Source organism: Microbispora sp. NPDC088329 (assembly GCF_040685655.1).
Lineage (GTDB): Bacteria > Actinomycetota > Actinomycetes > Streptosporangiales > Streptosporangiaceae > Microbispora.
The window spans coordinates 126522-143606 of the sequence record NZ_JBFBIP010000014.1; the positions used below are offsets into that span (position 1 = coordinate 126522).

15 protein-coding genes are annotated in these 17085 nt (G+C 70.2%); 11 read left to right on the forward strand and 4 right to left on the reverse strand.

The window, feature by feature from the left end:
• Positions 1-36: 36 nt before the first annotated feature.
• A complete protein-coding gene (locus AB0O28_RS24850; RefSeq protein WP_363644001.1) occupies positions 37-924 on the reverse strand; it encodes a hypothetical protein in 888 nt (295 codons plus the stop codon).
• A 427-nt stretch (positions 925-1351) separates the two neighbouring features.
• Between AB0O28_RS24850 and serA the strand changes: the two genes are divergently transcribed.
• From serA to AB0O28_RS24870, 4 genes are all read left to right on the forward strand, one after another.
• Positions 1352-2941 carry a phosphoglycerate dehydrogenase gene (serA, locus tag AB0O28_RS24855; RefSeq protein ID WP_363644003.1) on the forward strand — a complete coding sequence of 530 codons (1590 nt, stop codon included), beginning with the start codon at positions 1352-1354 and terminating at the stop codon, positions 2939-2941.
• Positions 2942-3273: 332 nt separating this feature from the next.
• A complete protein-coding gene (locus AB0O28_RS24860; protein ID WP_363644005.1) occupies positions 3274-3396 on the forward strand; it encodes a hypothetical protein in 123 nt (40 codons plus the stop codon).
• Between the two features lie 361 nt (positions 3397-3757).
• Positions 3758-4804, forward strand: a complete 1047-nt coding sequence (locus AB0O28_RS24865) for a 3-isopropylmalate dehydrogenase (protein WP_363644007.1) — start codon at positions 3758-3760, stop codon at positions 4802-4804.
• Positions 4805-4948: 144 nt separating this feature from the next.
• On the forward strand, positions 4949-6040 hold the full coding sequence (locus AB0O28_RS24870) for a branched-chain amino acid aminotransferase (protein WP_363644009.1): 1092 nt from the start codon (positions 4949-4951) through the stop codon (positions 6038-6040).
• A gap of 190 nt (positions 6041-6230) precedes the next feature.
• Here the strand turns inward: AB0O28_RS24870 and AB0O28_RS24875 are convergent, their stop codons facing one another.
• Positions 6231-6884, reverse strand: coding sequence for a hypothetical protein (locus AB0O28_RS24875; RefSeq protein WP_363644011.1), 654 nt, complete (start codon positions 6882-6884; stop codon positions 6231-6233).
• A gap of 630 nt (positions 6885-7514) precedes the next feature.
• On the opposite strand from AB0O28_RS24875, the gene cimA reads away from it, so the two are divergent.
• From cimA to AB0O28_RS24895, 4 genes are all read left to right on the forward strand, one after another.
• Positions 7515-9086: a citramalate synthase gene (gene cimA / locus AB0O28_RS24880; protein ID WP_363644013.1), complete on the forward strand. Its 1572-nt coding sequence runs from the start codon at positions 7515-7517 to the stop codon at positions 9084-9086.
• A gap of 400 nt (positions 9087-9486) precedes the next feature.
• The gene (locus AB0O28_RS24885; RefSeq protein WP_363644015.1) at positions 9487-9870 is read left to right on the forward strand and encodes a group 1 truncated hemoglobin; all 384 of its coding nucleotides are present in this window, start codon (positions 9487-9489) and stop codon (positions 9868-9870) included.
• Positions 9871-10992, forward strand: a complete 1122-nt coding sequence (locus AB0O28_RS24890) for a globin domain-containing protein (RefSeq protein ID WP_363644017.1) — start codon at positions 9871-9873, stop codon at positions 10990-10992.
• Positions 10989-11642 carry a DivIVA domain-containing protein gene (locus AB0O28_RS24895; protein ID WP_363644019.1) on the forward strand — a complete coding sequence of 218 codons (654 nt, stop codon included), beginning with the start codon at positions 10989-10991 and terminating at the stop codon, positions 11640-11642. Before AB0O28_RS24890 ends, AB0O28_RS24895 begins: the two co-directional genes overlap by 4 nt.
• Positions 11643-11684: 42 nt before the next feature.
• On the opposite strand, the gene AB0O28_RS24900 is transcribed toward AB0O28_RS24895, so the two are convergent.
• Positions 11685-13382 (reverse strand): heparinase II/III family protein, encoded by a 1698-nt coding sequence (locus AB0O28_RS24900; RefSeq protein ID WP_363644021.1) that lies wholly within the window; start codon positions 13380-13382, stop codon positions 11685-11687.
• Between the two features lie 227 nt (positions 13383-13609).
• Between AB0O28_RS24900 and AB0O28_RS24905 the strand changes: the two genes are divergently transcribed.
• Entirely contained in the window at positions 13610-14209 is a 600-nt protein-coding gene (locus tag AB0O28_RS24905) for an HD domain-containing protein (RefSeq protein ID WP_363644023.1), read from the forward strand.
• Positions 14210-14322: 113 nt separating this feature from the next.
• Here the strand turns inward: AB0O28_RS24905 and AB0O28_RS24910 are convergent, their stop codons facing one another.
• Positions 14323-14715, reverse strand: coding sequence for an antibiotic biosynthesis monooxygenase (locus tag AB0O28_RS24910; RefSeq protein ID WP_363644025.1), 393 nt, complete (start codon positions 14713-14715; stop codon positions 14323-14325).
• 84 nt (positions 14716-14799) lie between these two features.
• Here AB0O28_RS24910 and AB0O28_RS24915 point away from each other — a divergent pair, with 84 nt between their 5' ends.
• Positions 14800-15570 (forward strand): fumarylacetoacetate hydrolase family protein, encoded by a 771-nt coding sequence (locus AB0O28_RS24915; RefSeq protein ID WP_363644027.1) that lies wholly within the window; start codon positions 14800-14802, stop codon positions 15568-15570.
• Positions 15563-16939: a glutamate--tRNA ligase gene (gene gltX, locus AB0O28_RS24920; protein WP_363644029.1), complete on the forward strand. Its 1377-nt coding sequence runs from the start codon at positions 15563-15565 to the stop codon at positions 16937-16939. The genes AB0O28_RS24915 and gltX overlap by 8 nt, the downstream gene beginning before the upstream one ends.
• Positions 16940-17085 lie beyond the last annotated feature (146 nt).

The following is a 17085-nucleotide window of genomic DNA, read 5'->3' on the forward strand; positions in this document are numbered from 1 at the left end:
GCCGGCGGCGCCGGCGGAGATCCGGGGGGCCGGCGTTCAGTCGCGCGCGTCGGGACAGACGACGTGCGCGCCGATCTCGATCAGGCGGCGCTCGGTGTGGGCGTCGGCGACGCGGGCCATGAGCACCGGGGCCTCGCTGGCCGCGAGCTGCGGCAGCCGGGAGCGCACCCGCCGGTGCAGCTCCTTGACGACGTCCTCGGCGGCGAGGGTGTGCACCTTGACGTGCAGCATGAGCCCCCACAGCCCCGCGGCCGTCCGCGACTCGGAGATCCAGACGTGGTGGACGTAGGGATACTCCGGCAGCAGTTCGGCGATCGCCACCCGCAGCGCGGGCAGGATCGGATGACGCGTCCTGCGGTAGCCGGGGTCCACGACCTGCATGGCCCCCGACAGGTGCTGGCGGGGCGCGGGGATCCACTGCGAGGGCAGCGCCGCGGGTGTCTCCGGGACCGGGGCGGGCACGGGCGCAGGGGGAGCCTGCCGCGCGACCTGCGCGCGGGTGACGGTCGCCATCGCGCCCGTGGCGTACGCCGTCGGGGCGGCCTGGTTCATCGCCGACAGCGCGGGAGCGGGACCCGTGCGGGTCGCCTCCAGATGGCGCCGCAGATCGTCGATCGGCACGGCGGCGGCCGCGGGACCGGCCGCGTCGATCACGATTTCGCGCACGCCCGTGACGCGCTGGATGTCGAGGATGGTGTCGGCGTCGCACGCCGACAGCGAGTGGCTGCCACGGTGCCGGGCGTAGGTCGCCGGTCCGGTGTAGCCCAGCAGAACGCGTTCGCCGTTCTGCGTCGTGCCGAGCACCACGGAGCGGTCGGGGCGGACCGCCACCAGGATGCCCCACTCCGCGAGGGCCGCCAGGAGTTGCCGGGGGCTGCCATGCCGCGCGAGAACGTCGCCCAGGGAGGGGTTCCCGATGCTCATAGCCTGAACGATAGGGACTGGACCATGGCGAATCAGGCTAATCCCGAAGATTAGGTGCGATCAATACCAAGTTGGCGACAGTCCGTATGGATCATGGTCGCCTGGGTACACCGATCGGCTTGGCCCGCGCGTGAGTGGGTCGCATGAATCTCGAGAGTCCCGGCGGTTCCCGCGCCGCGTCATGCGTGCCGAGGACGCCGTTCCACGTCCGGCCCTCCCGGGCCCGCGCCGTCCGTTCGCGGACCTCGAGTGCCGCGTCCGCGGAGTGGACGCATGTGCGGACGTGATCCGAGACCGGGTCGACGTGCCGCCGCGATGCCTCCGTGACGTTGGTTGTCTCGTATGCCGGGCGCTCGTGAGGGCTTTCACAAGGCCCCGATAGACTCACGTCGTCCGCGCTGTCGCACTTCACGAAGGACTCAACCCAGTGAACAAGCCCGTCGTACTTGTCGCAGAAGAGCTCTCAGAAGCGGGTCTCGCCGTGCTCGGCGCGGACTTCGAGGTCCGGCACACCGACGGCGCCGACCGGTCGCAGCTGCTGCCCGCCCTCGCCGACGTGGACGCCCTGATCGTACGCAGCGCCACCAAGGTGGACGCGGAGGCCATCGCGGCCGCCCCCAAGCTGCGCGTCGTCGCCCGCGCCGGTGTGGGCCTGGACAACGTCGACGTCGAGGCCGCGACCAAGGCCGGCGTCATGGTCGTCAACGCCCCGACCTCCAACATCACCAGTGCCGCCGAGCACACGGTCGCACTGATCCTCGCCAGCGCCCGCAACGTCGCCCAGGCGCACTCCGCGCTCAAGGGCGGCGAGTGGAAGCGCTCGAAGTACACCGGTGTCGAGCTCGACGAGAAGGTCGTCGGCATCCTCGGCCTCGGCAAGATCGGCCAGCTCGTCGCGCAGCGCCTGCAGCCGTTCGGCGTCGAGATCATCGCGTACGACCCCTATCTCCAGCCGGCCCGCGCGGCGGCGATGGGCGTGCGGCTCGCGTCGCTGGAGGAGGTGCTCCAGCAGGCCGACTTCATCACGGTCCACCTGCCGAAGTCGAAGGAGACCATCGGACTCATCGGTGACCGTGAACTCCACATGGTCAAGCCGACCGTCCGGATCGTCAACGTCGCCCGCGGCGGGATCATCGACGAGAACGCCCTCTACTCCGCCCTCAAGGAGGGACGCGTCGCCGGCGCCGGCGTCGACGTCTTCGCCAAGGAGCCCTGCACCGACAGCCCGCTGTTCGAGTTCGACCAGGTCGTGGTGACGCCGCACCTCGGCGCCTCCACCCACGAGGCCCAGGAGAAGGCCGGCACGCAGGTCGCCCGCAGCGTCAAGCTGGCGCTCGCCGGCGAGTTCGTGCCCGACGCCGTGAACGTCCAGGGCGGCGCGGTCGCCGAGGACGTCAAGCCGGGCCTGCCGCTCACCGAGAAGCTCGGCCGCATCTTCACCGCGCTCGCGGGCGAGGTGGCCACCCGCCTCGACGTCGAGGTGCGCGGTGAGATCTCCTCGCAGGACGTCCGGGTTCTGGAGCTGGCCGCGCTCAAGGGCGTCTTCACCGACGTCGTCGAGGACGCGGTGACCTACGTCAACGCGCCGCTGCACGCCAAGGACCGCGGTGTCGTGGTCGAGCTGGTCACCAGCGCGGAGAGCCCCGACTGGCGCAACGTCGTCACCGTCCGCGGCGTGCTCGCCGACGGCCGTACGGTCTCCGTCTCCGGCACCCTGTCCGGCCCCCGGCAGATCACCAAGATCGTCGAGGTCAACGGCTACGCGATGGAGATCGAGCCCACCGACCACCTGGCGTTCTTCACCTACGCCGACCGCCCCGGCATCGTCGGGATCGTCGGCCGACTGCTCGGTGAGCACGGCGTGAACATCGCCTCCATGCAGGTCTCCCGGGACGTGAAGGGCGGCAAGGCGCTCATCGCGCTGACCGTCGACACGGCGATCCCGTCCGAGGTCGTCGAGCAGATCGCGGGAGAGATCGGCGCCGACAGCGGTCGCACGGTCGACCTGGAGGACTGACACCCCGGCACCCGCTCAGCGAACGGCCCGGCGCACACGCGCCGGGCCGTTCGCCGTTTCCGCTCGCCTCTTCCGCAGCCGCCACATCGCGGACCGCGTCTCACCAAGTGAGATAGTAGGTCGTCCTACGAGATTGTGGGGTAGTCTTGCGATGACGAGGCGCCCCGCACATCACTTGCCGCGACGGGGCCTGATCAGGGCAGGCCGGCCCGTCGTGGAGCGCGGTGCCGCCGGCCTTCGGCTCGCCCGTGACGCGTGACCCGCGTTCCATCGGTGGCCGACGTTCCGGGATCCGCGACCGGCGGGTCCGCTCTCAGCATCCCTCCGTCGAAGTGAGAATCGTCATGTACGACATGTATCCCTGGGGCCGGTCCGAGGACGCTGAGGACGAGGCGGCCGCGGCCCTGCAGATCGCGCTCGACCGCCGCGACAACGGGGGAGTACCGCAGCGCTGACCTGGCCTATGCCGATTTCGGATGTGTCGCGGGCATCGGCGGTGGAGCCGCGAACACGACCGGCCTGCTCCGGCTGATCGACCGGCGGGCGGGGTTCACCGAGATCTTCCACCTCGGCAGGGCCTCGCGGCCCGAGTCCGCCCAGGTGACCGGACTGTCGAAGCCGGCGATCTCGACGGCGCCGGCCGACCTGGAGCGTGCCAGGGTCGTCCCGTCCGGTCGGACTGCGCACCGGCGGCGCCGGGCGTGCCGTGGCCGCGGGATCTGGCCGCGGGATCCGTCTGACGGGCGCATTCGCCCGGGTATGGCCGAATGGTGAGATCGGTGTTTCGATCTCCGAGACAACCGGTAAGGTACACGCATGGAGTCGAGCAACATCCGCCTGGCAGTCATCCCCGGAGACGGTATCGGCACCGAGGTGGTCGCCGAAGGCCTCAAGGTCCTCAACGCCGTCGGTGTCAAGTCCGAGACCACGGAGTACGATCTCGGCGCCAGGCGCTACCACGCGACCGGGCAGACGCTTCCCGACGAGGTGCTCGACGAGCTGCGCGGCTACGACGCGATCCTGCTGGGCGCCGTCGGCGACCCGAGCGTGCCGCCCGGCGTGCTGGAGCGCGAGCTGCTGCTGCGCCTGCGCTTCGAGCTCGACCACTACGTGAACCTCCGCCCGGTCAAGCTGTTCCCCGGCGTGACGACCCCGCTCGGACAGGCCCGCCCCGAGGACATCGACATGATCGTCGTGCGGGAGGGCACCGAGGGCCCGTACGCCGGCGCCGGTGGCGCGATGCGCCGCGGGACGCCGCACGAGATCGCCACCCAGGAGTCCCTGAACACCGCCTACGGTGTCGAGCGCGTCGTGCGCTACGCCTTCGAGAAGGCCCTGAGCCGGCCGCGCCGCAAGCTGACCCTGGTTCACAAGACCAACGTGCTGACGTACGCGGGCGACCTGTGGGCGCGCACCGTCGACCGGCTCAGCCTGGAGTTCCCCGAGGTCGAGACCGACTACTGCCACGTCGACGCCGCCTCCATGTTCTTCATCACCCAGCCGCAGCGGTTCGACGTGATCGTCACCGACAACCTGTTCGGCGACATCCTGACCGACATCGGCGCGGCGGTCGCCGGCGGCATCGGCCTCGCGGCCAGCGGCAACGTCAACCCGGCCCGCACGGCGCCGTCCATGTTCGAGCCCGTCCACGGCAGCGCGCCGGACATCGCGGGTCAGGGCAAGGCCGACCCGACCGCCACGATCCTGTCGGTCGCCATGCTCCTCGACCACCTCGGCCACGCCGGGGCGGCGGCCCGTGTCGAGCAGGCCGTCGCCGACGACCTGATCGAGCGCCAGAGCGCGTGGACGGCGCGCTCCACCCGCGAGATCGGCGACGACATCGCCGCCCGAGTAGCCGGCTGATCCCGGCCGCTCATCCTGACCTCACGCGCATGGCGGCCCGGTATGGGCCGCCATGCGCTTTTTCATACCTGCCGAATGCCCTAGTTTTCCCTTAGCCGACTCGTCGCACAATTACTACGACGACGAAGAGAGAAGGACCTCGCCATGACCACCCACCTAAGGTTCGACGTGCAGCTCAACCCGCAGGCCCGCAGTGCGGCCGAGCGTGAGCAGGTGCTGGCGAGCCCCGTCTTCGGTCAGGTCTTCACCGACCACATGATCTCCATCGACTGGACCGAGGGGGAGGGCTGGCACGACGCGAAGCTCCAGCCGTACGGCCCGCTCGTCCTGGACCCCGCCACGTCGGTGTTCCACTACGGCCAGGAGCTGTTCGAGGGGCTCAAGGCCTACCGGCAGTCGAACGGCTCGATCGTCGCCTTCCGGCCGTACTCGAACGCGGCGCGGTTCAACCAGTCCGCGCTGCGGATGGCGATGCCGGAGATCCCCGAGGAGACGTTCGTCGAGTCGCTCGAACTTCTCGTGCAGACCGACCGCGACTGGGTGCCGAGCACGGAGGGTCACAGCCTCTACCTGCGCCCCTTCATGATCGCCACGCAGCCCGGACTCGGGGTGAACCACCCATCGCGGAGCTACAAGTACATGGTGATCGCCTCGCCCGCCGCGTCGTACTTCACCGGCGGGCTCAAGCCGGTCTCGGTGTGGCTGTCCACCGAGTACACCCGCGCGGCGCCCGGCGGCACCGGATTCGCCAAGTGCGGCGGCAACTACGCGGCGGCGTTCGTGGCGCAGCGGCAGGCCGTCGCGGAGGGGTGCGACCAGGTCGTCTGGCTCGACGCGTTCGAGCACCGGTGGGTCGAGGAGATGGGCGGGATGAACCTGTTCTTCGTCTTCGGTGACCGCCTCGTCACCCCTGCGCTCACCGGGACGCTGCTGCCCGGCATCACCCGCGACTCGATCCTCAGCCTGGCCGGCGAGCTGGGATACACGGTCGAAGAGGGCAAGATCTCCATCGAGGACTGGCAGGCGGGCTGCGAGTCCGGCGAGCTCACCGAGGTCTTCGCCTGCGGCACCGCCGCCGTCGTCACCCCCGTCGGCTCGGTCAAGGGCGTCGACCGGAGCTGGACCGTCGGTGACGGCACCCCCGGCCCGGTGACGATGAAGATCCGCGAGGAGCTCGTGGGCATCCAGTACGGCAGCCGCCCCGACGCCCACCACTGGATCCACAAGATCTGCTGACGGCCGCGGCGTCGTAGGGCGCTCGCCGCACCGCCTCCCCTTCCGAGCGGCGCGCCCCGGCGTCACCCCACGCGGGGGCGTACCCTGTGGCGAACCCCTGCGACCAGCCCGTACGGGGGATCGGCGCGATCGCCGGAAGCCGCGCCCCGGCCCCGCCTCGGCACCAGGGCCGGACCTACCCCGGGCCCGATCAGCCGGACGCGCCGGGGCAGGCCGCGCCCCTTCCGAGGACGGGCAGCGGCAGCAGCCCTTCGAGCAGGCCGCTGCCCCCGCCGGTGCCCGCGCCGGCTCCGGCGTCGACCCCGGCCCCGGCCCTGGCGTCGATCCCTGCGTCGATCCCCGCGTCGACCCTTGCGTCGACCCTGAGCAGGGGGCGCGGAGCCGGGCACGGCGCCGGTTCGTCCGCCACGACAGGGGGAGCCACGACGGGCGACGGCGTCGCCGTCACCGTGACGGTGACCGTGGGCATCGGCGTGGGGCTCGCGGTCACGCGTGGTCCGGCGATCGTCACGTGCTGGGTGATGTTGCAGACCCGGGCGCGCCGGCACAGCGCGTTCTGCACGTTCGACGAGCCGCCGGCGGTGTTGGCGGAGGTGTGCTGGTAGCCGCGGTTGTGCGTCGCTCCGGCCACCGACAGTTTGTCCCCGGGCCGGTCCCGCGGCTCCTGCCCAGGCAGGGTCGCGACGTTGCGCGAGGCGCGATCGGCGCGGCCGTGCCCGTTGTCCGCGGCGGCCCCGAGCGGAACGACACCGGTGATGAACGCGGTCGAAGCCGAAGTGCCGGCGAGAAGGAAACCGGCGATCCTGCCGGTGAGAAACGCCCCGCCGCCGCGCCGACAAGTCATCCGTCGCCCCCTGGTTGAACTGAACGTTGATCTGAACGCTGAACCGAGCCCTGTTCGAACCGGGCGCCTGGTCACATCTGACGCTCACGTGCATCAGGCGCGTGATCGGTTGGACGCCGCTGGGCGAACACGAGCCCGGGCGGAGCGGTCCGCCGATGCGAACCGCTTCGCGAGCGTACTCACTGAGGGTGGGCCGATCGTGTGTCCCGCGCCTCTATGGCGGGTTATTACCGGATCATTGCCCCAGGCATTGTCAGACCCGATCTACGTCCGCCGGGGCTGAGACACCGACATGGGAGTGGTGGGCCGCTTTCCGCCCGCCCGGCGTGACCACCCGTACCCGCCGACCGGCCGTTCATCTCGGCGCCGCCGATGCCGATCCCCTTTGACCTGCGCGAACACTCCCCGATATCTCGTACTATGAGATCGATGTGCCAGAGGGTGACCGGCTGTGGCAAACTGCTCAGCACCATGTACTACGGTCTGCTCATTATCGGCAGGCGCGCCGGCTGAAGGACACTCGCCGGCGCGCAGACCTCTCACGTCCGTGAGGGGTCTTTTTGTTTGGGGCCGATGGTGGCAGGGGCCCGTGCGCGCGGCGAGACACAACCCCGCGAAGGAGACACAGAGATGGCCGACGATCGTTTCCACGTGTACGACACGACGCTCCGTGACGGCGCCCAGCAGGAGGGGCTGAACCTCACGGTCGCCGACAAGCTGGCCATCGCACGGCACCTGGACGGCCTCGGCGTCGGCTTCATCGAAGGCGGCTGGCCGGGCGCCAACCCCAAGGACACCGAGTTCTTCCGGCGGGCTCAGACCGAGCTCGACCTCAAGCACGCGCAGCTCGCCGCGTTCGGCGCGACCCGCCGGGCGGGCGTAAAGGCCGCCGACGACCCCTTGGTGGCCGCGCTGCGCGAATCCGGCGCGCCGATCGTGACGCTCGTGGCCAAGAGCCACGACCGCCACGTGGAACTGGCCCTCCGCACCACGCTGGAGGAGAACCTCGCGATGATCCGCGACACGGTCTCCCACCTGGCGGCGGAGGGCCAGCGCGTCTTCCTCGACGCCGAGCACTTCTTCGACGGCTACCGGTCCAACCCGGCGTACGCGCTGGAGGTGCTGCGCACGGCCGCGGAGGCCGGGGCGTCGGTGATCGCGTTGTGCGACACCAACGGCGGCATGCTTCCCGACGAGCTGGCCGACGTGGTGCACGAGGCGGCGGGCACCGGGGCCCGCATCGGCATCCACTGCCACGACGACACCGGTTGCGCGGTCGCCAACACGCTGGCCGCGGTCAAGGCCGGCGCCACGCACGTGCAGGGCTGCGCCAACGGGTACGGCGAGCGCTCCGGCAACGCCAACCTGTTCACCGTGGTCGCGAACCTCCAGCTCAAGCGGGGATTCGACCTCGTGCCGCCGCAGTCGCTGCGCGAGATGACCCGCATCGCCCACGCGATCACCGAGGTCACCAACGTCACGCCGAACTCGCATCAGCCGTACGTCGGGACCTCGGCCTTCGCGCACAAGGCGGGCCTGCACGCGTCGGCGATCAAGGTGGACCCGAACCTCTACCAGCACATCGACCCCGCCGAGGTCGGCAACGACATGCGCATGCTGGTCTCCGACATGGCCGGCCGCGCCTCGGTCGAGCTGAAGGGCCGCGAGCTGGGCTACGAGCTCACCGGCGAGCAGTCCAGGCAGCTGGTCGACCGGGTCAAGGAGCTGGAGGCGAAGGGGCACACCTTCGAGGCGGCCGACGCGTCGTTCGAGCTGCTGCTGCGCGACACGGTCGGCGAGCGCCGGCGCTACTTCACCGTCGAGTCGTGGCGGGTGATCGTCGAGCGCCGCCCCGGCGGCGACGTGGTCAGCGAGGCGACCGTGAAGCTCCACGCGAAGGACGAGCGGATCGTCGCGACCGGCGAGGGGAACGGCCCGGTCAACGCGCTCGACAGGGCGGTGCGGCTGGCGCTGGAGAAGCTCTACCCCGAGCTGGCCGAGGTCGAGCTGATCGACTTCAAGGTCCGCATCCTGGAGGGCACGCACGGCACGGACGCGGTGACCCGGGTGCTGATCACCTCAAGCGACGCGACCGGCGAGTGGGCCACGGTCGGGGTCGCCGAGAACGTCATCGAGGCGTCCTGGCAGGCGTTGGAGCAGGCGGTGACCTACGGGCTGCTGCGGGCGGGGCACAGCGCCTGAACCATCGGAGTATGGCATCATTCGGGCAATCAGTGTGCAATGGGATGATCACTGGACGTGTAAGAACGCCTGTGGTTTTAGTGACATTTGGTCTAGTTAGTGCTTAGATAGGCGAAGCTCCTGAGGCGGTCTTCGCCACGATCGGCGATCCCGGCCGCGGTTCCAGCCTCAGCGCCCCGCTCTGGCTCAACGGAGGGTGAAGGCAAACAAGCACCTGTGCACTGAACTCCGTACTGTCGCGGCGCCCGCCGTCGGCTGCTGATCTTTCTATCAGAGACGGTCGGCGTCGTGGGAGCCAAGCCATGTCTGTCACCATGACCAGCCGCGTGACTGTGTCCGGTTCGAGAATTTTCGGCCCCCAGTCATCCCCCTCGCTGGTGCACCCGGAATGGGAGGGTCTGTGATCACCTCGTCGTCATACTATGACCAGATCGGCGGCGCACCGGTGGTGCGCGACGTCGTCGACCGCTTCTACGAGCGCGTGCTCGGCGACGACGATCTGAAGCCGTACTTCGCCGGCATCGACATGCCCCGGCTGAAGCGGCACATGGTCATGCTGCTGTGCTCGGTCCTGGGTGGCCCGGAGCCGTACGAGGGACGAGACCTGGGCGAGGCGCACGCCGGCATGGGCGTCACCTCCGCCCACTACGACAAGGTGGGCGAGCACCTCTTCGCGGTCCTGCAGGAGAGCGGCGTCGGCGAGGACATCCTGCGCGACGTCGGCCTCGTCCTCGGCAAGGTGAAGTCGTCCATCGTGGCCGAACCCGTGGAAACGGCCGACTGAGTGGACACGCAGGCTCTCAAGGACAGCTGGCACCTTGTCTCCCGGTCGGGCGACCAGGTGCCGCTGTACTTCTATTCGGTTCTTTTCCTGATGAACCCGGACGTACGGGACATGTTCCCGGTGTCGATGGCACGCCAGCGCGACAAGCTCGTGACCGCGCTCGGGCAGGTCGTCAGCAACGTCGACCGGGTGGAGGAAGTCGTCCCGTTCCTCCAGCAGCTCGGCCGCGACCACCGCAAGTTCGGGGTCACCGCCACGCACTACCCGGCCGTCGGCCAGGCACTGCTCGCCACGCTCGAGCACTTCCTCTCCGATCGGTGGACTCCCGCGCTCGCGCACGACTGGACCCAGGCGTACAACCTGGTCGCCCAGGTGATGGTCGAGGCCGCCAACGAGTCGTCGAAGGTCTCCCCGCCCTGGTGGGAGGCCGAGATCATCGGCCACGAGATGCGCACCCTCGGCATCGCCGTCATCCGCGCGCGGCTGAACTACCAGTACCCCTTCCGGCCGGGCCAGTCGGCGTCGATCTCCTACGCCATGCGCCCGCGCGTCTGGCGGTACTACTCGTTCGCCAACGCGCCCCGCCAGGACAACACCATCGATCTGCACGTACGCATGGTCGACGGTGGCGTGCTCAGCTCCGCGCTCGTCATGGGCGCGCGGCGGGGCGACATGCTGCGCGTGGGCGCGGCCGTGGGGGAACGGCTGACGCTCCCCCCGGACGCCCAGGGCGACCTGCTCATGATCGCGGGCGGCACCGGCCTCGCGCCGCTCAAGGCGCTCGTGGAGCAGATCGCCTACGAGGGTCCGACGCGCAGGGTGGACCTCGTCGTCGGCGCCCGGAACTCCAGGGAGCTGTACGACTACGAGTCGCTGGCCAAGATGGCCGCCGAACACCCCTGGCTGAACGTCGTGCCGGTCGTCTCCCACGACCCCTTCTACCGGGGCACCCGCGGTTACGCGGTGGACGTGGCGCTGCAGGGATGGCGTGGCCAGCACGTCTACGTCTGCGGCTCGGAGGAGATGGCGCAGGCGACCGTCGGACGGCTGCTGGACGCCGGCGTGCCCTCCGAGCAGATCCACTTCGACGAGTTCACGAGCGACAAAGGTCGGGAGTCATGACGGCAGAGATGCCTTGGGGAAGCCCGGCGGGCGAGCGCCAGCCCCTCACCCCGGATCGGGTCCGCAAGCAGGAGTTCACGCGCACATCGCTCGGGCGCCGCGGTTACAGCGAGGACGAGGTGCGGGCGTTCCTCTACCGCGTGGCGGAGGACATGGCCGCCAGTGACAAGGAGAAGGCGGACCTGCGGGCGTACATCGACCGTATGAAGCAGTGGTACAAGGAACACGGCCTCAACCCGGAACAGGGCGCCGCTCCCCAGTCGCTCAACGTCGACGCCATCAACATCCTGTCCCGCGCGCAGCAGACCGCCGACGCCCAGATCGCGGAGGCGGAGGACTACGCGCGGCGCATCGTGGGCCAGGCCCGCCAGCAGTACGAGGAACTCCTGATGGAGGCGCAGCGGCAGGCGGAGGAGGCCGCCAACCAGGCGGTCGGCGCCTACCGCGAGGCGGGCCACGGGCTGCAGAGCGCGGAGGCCGAGGAACTCGAGCGCAGGATCGCCTACCTGCGCACGTTCGCGGACGTCACGCAGGTGCAGCTGCGTGCGGTCCTGGAGGGACTGGCGCACGAGGTCGACAAGCTCGGCCACGTTCCCGACCAGGCCCAGCAGCTGGCAGGCGGCTCACCGACGCCGTCCGTGTACGGATAGCCGCCCGCAGGCCTCCTGCCGGGGGAGGAGGCCTGGTCGTGACTACGACAGAGTGCCGGACGAGCTCGCGCGCAGCGTGACCGAACCGGCCGGGGTGTGAACGATCAGAGTGCGTGCTGAGCAGGTGACCTCCGGCCGGTCGGTCCCGGGCACCACCACGGTCAGCAACGACTTCGCCACGGGCGAGACGATCACCGGAGCCGGCTCCTTGCGCATGTAACCCGGCGAGACCCAGCCCTGGTAGGGCGAGGTCTGCCCGCGCACCACCCGCTGCCCGCCGACGGGCTTGCACGACGGCATCGCGAGCTGGACGATGGACGCCTTCCACCCGCCGTCGCCCACCACGATCTGCCCGCCCTCGTTGGACACGACCTTCAGCCCGGGGTCGAGGTGCCACAGGTTCCGGAGCTTCCCGCCGCCGCTGTCGAGCACCGCCATCACGTCCTCGCGATGGTTGACCAGCACCGACCGCTTGCGCGGCACGCCGTACGCCTTGTCGGTGACCGTGAACGTCTGCCGGTCCTTGCGCACGGACTTGGCCACGAGCGGGGTGGGCGTGTGCCCGCGGAACTTCCTGCCCACGAGGATCGGCACGTTGTGCGCCTCCGGGCTCAGCGTCCACCGGCGGTACGGAGTGTTCTCGTACGAGACGAAGCCCGCCTCCGTGAGGATCGAGCGGCCCTGGGCGTAGTAGGTCACGCCCATGTGGTCCTCGTGGCCGTGGAACTTCAGCGCCGGCCCGAAGCGGATCGAGTAGTAGGCCGACTTGGGGTCGTTCCAGGCGGTGCGGCCGAAGACGTACCCGGCGTCGAAGACCTGCACGGTCGACTTGGCGTGGTCGAAGGCGGCCGGCTGGACGTCGGCGGGCCCGTCGCCGATCGGCACCATGTAGCCGTTGGGCTGGGTGGCGGCGCTGATGTGCCGCGGCAGGCTCTCCCACCGGGTGGCCAGCGCCGCCGGGACCTTCATCTCGCAGTCCTTGATGGTGTCGACCGCCACCCTGAGCCGGTCGTGCACGTAGATGGCGTAGCGCGGCGCCTGCTCGCGCAACGCGCCCTGCCCGTCGATGTCGAGCTTCATCGACTTCACCATGCGGCTCACCGCGAGGTTCTTCCACTTCGGGTTCCCGTAGCGGCAGCCGATGCGCAGCAGGCCGATGTCCTGGTCGAGCCCGTGGTTGTGGCCGAGCTCGTAGTTCTTGGGGTTCGACAGCAGCTTGGCGTGCAGGGCGAGGCTGTTCTTCAGCCAGTCGGCCTTCACGTACCTGCTCAGGCATACCAGGGCCGGGGCGCGCAGCGCGATCGGGTGCTCGGCCCAGGCGTACGGGCTGGTCGTGCGCCCGCCGTACGGGTTGTCCGTGACCCAGTCCTCGGCGATCTCGGTGGCCCGGCTGAGGTAGGTCTCCTCGCCGGTCGACTCGTAGTCGGCCACGAGCCGGCCCATCCACCGCAGCGACTGGAACACCATCTGCCAGGACCGGTTCTTGTACGGGTCCACGCGCCAGTCGACGTCCTTGCCCACCGTGACCGCGGGCAGGCCGAGGAAGGACAGCTTGCCGTTCACGACGTCGCCGGAGGTGGGGGTGGCGGGCAGCCAGTCCCCCTGGCACTCGGGCGTGCGGTGCGGGGCCTGCGCCCGGGCGGGCGCGGCCCCCGTGAGCACGGTGAGCCCGGTGAGCCCGGTGAGCGCGGTCAGCGGGAGGACGGCCGACAGGGAGAGGACTGAGAGGCGGCGGAGCACGCCGGTTTCCCTTCCGAGATCGAATTGGGGAGCCGCTCATGCTGTCCGGATTCTGGCGATCTGGTCAAGTCGCTTGGGTTACAACTGCGCAACTGCTCACGACCGCCACCCGGTGGAACGTCATGGCCGGAATGCCATGGCGCGCCCATGGGTTCTGGCCCGGATCGTGTGGAAGTGGCCGCATGGCCGCTCGCGCCCGGCCGGCCCGCTCTGCCAGCCTGGGGGCCATGCCGGTTCCGTTCTCAGAGACGTTCCCCGAAACACCCGCCGCGGCGGCCGCGCTCGCCGTCGCCACCCGCTTCTGCTCGCCCGCGCTGCTCAACCACTCGATCAGGTCATACCTGTGGGGCGCCGGGTACGCCCGGGCGCACGGGATCGGCTTCGACGACGAGCTGTACTACGTGTCCTCCCTGCTCCACGACATCGGGCTGACCGAGACCTTCGACAGTCACGAGGTGGCGTTCGAGGAGGCGGGGGGACGGCTCGCCTGGGTCTTCGGCACGTCCGCCGGATGGCCGCCGGAGAGGGCGGCGCACGCCGAGAAGATCATCGTCATGCACATGCGCGACGCGGTCGGCGCGTCCGAGGACCCCGAGTCGCACCTGCTGCAGGTGGCGACGTCGTGGGACGTGTCGGGACGGCGGCCCGAGGAGTTCCCGGCGGACGTCCGGGCCGCCGTGCTCGCGCGCCATCCCCGGCTCGGGTTCGGCGCGGAGTTCCTCGCCGCCTTCGAGGGGCAGGCCCGGCGCAAGCCGGGTTGCGCGGCGGCCGGCTCCGTCGCGGGCGGGGTCAGCGCCCGGATCGCCGCCAACCCGCTCGACGCGTGAACCTCCCCCGCACGCCGTAAAAGCCCCCCGGACGTCGTGAACGCGGCCCGCTCGACGCCTGAACGCCCCCGGTCACACATGACCGGGGGCGTTCGAACGTCAACGGACGTGGCTCAGCCCTCTTGCTTGGGGCCGGTGCTCTCCACGACCTCGAACGTCCACAGCTCGGAGTCGGTCGCGGCCGGGCCGCCCTGCCCGTGGCCGTGTCCGTGGCCCTGCTCCTGCCCGTGTCCGTGGCTCTGGCCCTGCGCGGAGGCCTCGGCGGCGGCCTGCGCGTGCCCCGCCTGGAACGCCCGGCTCTCCTGCCAGCGCCGGAAGTCCTCCTCGCTGCGCCAGCGCGTGTAGACGAGGTAGCGGTCGCTGCCCTCCACCGGCCGCAGCAGCTCGAACCACTCGAACCCGTCGGCGGACTCCACCATCCCGGCCCGGCCGGCGAACCGCTTCTCCAGCTCGCGCCGCATATCCTCGGGCACGGTCAGCACGTTGATCTTCACGACCGAAGGCACATCGACTCCCGTACGCTCGACAACCCACCTGGTACGTGACCACCTTACGTACGCCCGGCAGCCGGGCGGCACTAGGCTCGTGACGTGCGTATCGCGAGGTTCTCGATGGGCGACCAGGTCGCCTTCGGCGTGGTGGAAGAGGGCGAACAGGTGATCGCCCGCATCGGCGGGCACCCCTTCGGCGGGGTGGAGTTCACCGGCGAGAGGTTCCCGGTGGCCGAGGTCCGCCTGGTCGCGCCCATGCTGCCCAGCAAGATCGTCGCTATCGGCAAGAACTACGCCGACCACGCCAGGGAGATGGGCGGCGAGCCCCCGGCGGAGCCGGTCGTGTTCCTCAAGCCCAACACGACCGTGATCGGCCCGTCGGAGGCGATCGCCTATCCGGGCAAGCTGTCGGAGCGGGTCGACTACGAGGGCGAGCTGGCCGTGGTGATCGGCCGGCTGTGCCGTGACGTGCCCGCCGAGCGCGCGAGCGAAGTGATCTTCGGCTACACCTGTGCCAACGACGTGACCGCGCGTGACCTGCAGTCCAGGGACGGCCAGTGGACCAGGGCCAAGGGCTTCGACACGTTCTGCCCGCTCGGGCCCTGGATCGAGACCGAACTCGACCCGGCCGACCTGGCGATCACCACGACGCTCAACGGCGAGGTCAGGCAGAGCGCCCGCACCTCCCTTCTGCTGCACGACATCCCCGCGCTCGTCGCGTACGTGAGCGCGGTCATGACCCTGCTGCCCGGCGACGTCATCCTGACCGGCACGCCCGCCGGGGTGGGCCCGATGTCCGTGGGCGACGAGGTCGGCGTCTCCATCGAAGGAATCGGAACTCTCACTAACCGGGTGATCTCACGTGACTAGGGTCCGCTTCGCCCCTTCGCCCACCGGCATGTTCCACGTCGGCGGCGCGCGCTCCGCGCTGTTCAACTGGGCGGTCGCCGAGCAGTCCGGCGGCACGTTCGTGCTGCGCATCGAGGACACGGACGCGGCACGCAACAGGCCCGAGTGGACGGAGGGCATCATCTCGGCCCTCGCCTGGATCGGCATCAACGGCGACTCGCCGCACTTCGAGGGGCCGTACTTCCAGTCCGCCTACGAGCAGCAGCACCGTGAGGCCGCGGCCAAGCTGCTCAAGGACGGCAAGGCCTATCACTGCACCTGCACGCGCGACGACGTGAAGGCCAGGACCGGCTCCGAGCACCAGGGCTACGACGGCCACTGCCGCGACCGCGGCCTGACCGAGGGCGCCGTGCGGTTCCGCACGCCCGACGAGGGCGTGACGGTCGTGAACGACAAGGTCCGCGGGCGGGTGGAGTTCCCCAACTCGGCGATGGAGGACTTCGTCATCGTCCGCGGGGACGGCTCGCCGCTGTTCATCCTCGCCAACGTCGTGGACGACATGGAGATGCGGATCGATCACGTGATCCGCGCCGAGGAGCACCTGTCCAACACGCCCAAGCAGCAGCTGCTGTGGAGGGCGCTCGGCGCGGAGCCGCCGGTGTGGTCGCACGTGCCGGTGATCGTGAACGAGAAGCGGCAGAAGCTGTCCAAGCGCCGCGACAAGGTCGCCCTGGAGTCCTACCGCGACGAGGGCTACCTCGCCGAGGCGATGGTCAACTACCTCATGCTGCTCGGCTGGGGGCCCGGCGACGACCGCGAGATCATGCCGTGGGCGGAGATGATGCCGCTGTTCCGGCTGGAGGACGTGAACCAGGCGCCGGCGTTCTTCGACGAGAAGAAGCTGCGGGCCTTCAACGGCGAGTACATCAGGGCGCTGCCCCGCGAGGTGTTCATCGCCCGGTGCGAGCCGTGGCTCGACCCGTCCTGGGACCGCTCGGTGTTCGCCCGCGTGGCCGAGCTGGTGCAGACCCGGGTCGCCGTGCTCTCGGAGGTCACCGCCAACGTCGACTTCCTGTTCCTCGACGAGCCGGTCTTCGACCAGGCGTCGTGGGACAAGGGGATGAAGGCGGGGGCGGCCGGGATTCTGGCCGGGTACGCCGAGCGGCTGGAGACGGTCAGTTGGGACCCCGAGTCACTCAAGACCGCCCTGGAGGAGGTCGGCCTCGCTCACGGGCTCAAGCTCGGGAAGGCGCAGGCCCCCGTCCGCGTGGCGATCACCGGCAGGACCGTGGGCCTGCCGCTGTTCGAGTCGATCGAGGTGCTGGGCCGCGAGCGCTCACTCGACCGGGTCCGCGCCGCCCTCACCCGCCTCCCCGAAGCCACATCGTGATCTCGTAGTGTGCCGCAACGGTGGCCGCTGACCAGGGCGAACCCGCCGCGTGATCGTGCGGTGGCGGCCGCGCTCGTGGTCCTGCCCGCGGCCATGCCGTTCGTGACCTCGCGACTGCGAGGTCACGAACGGCGTTCGCGCTGCTC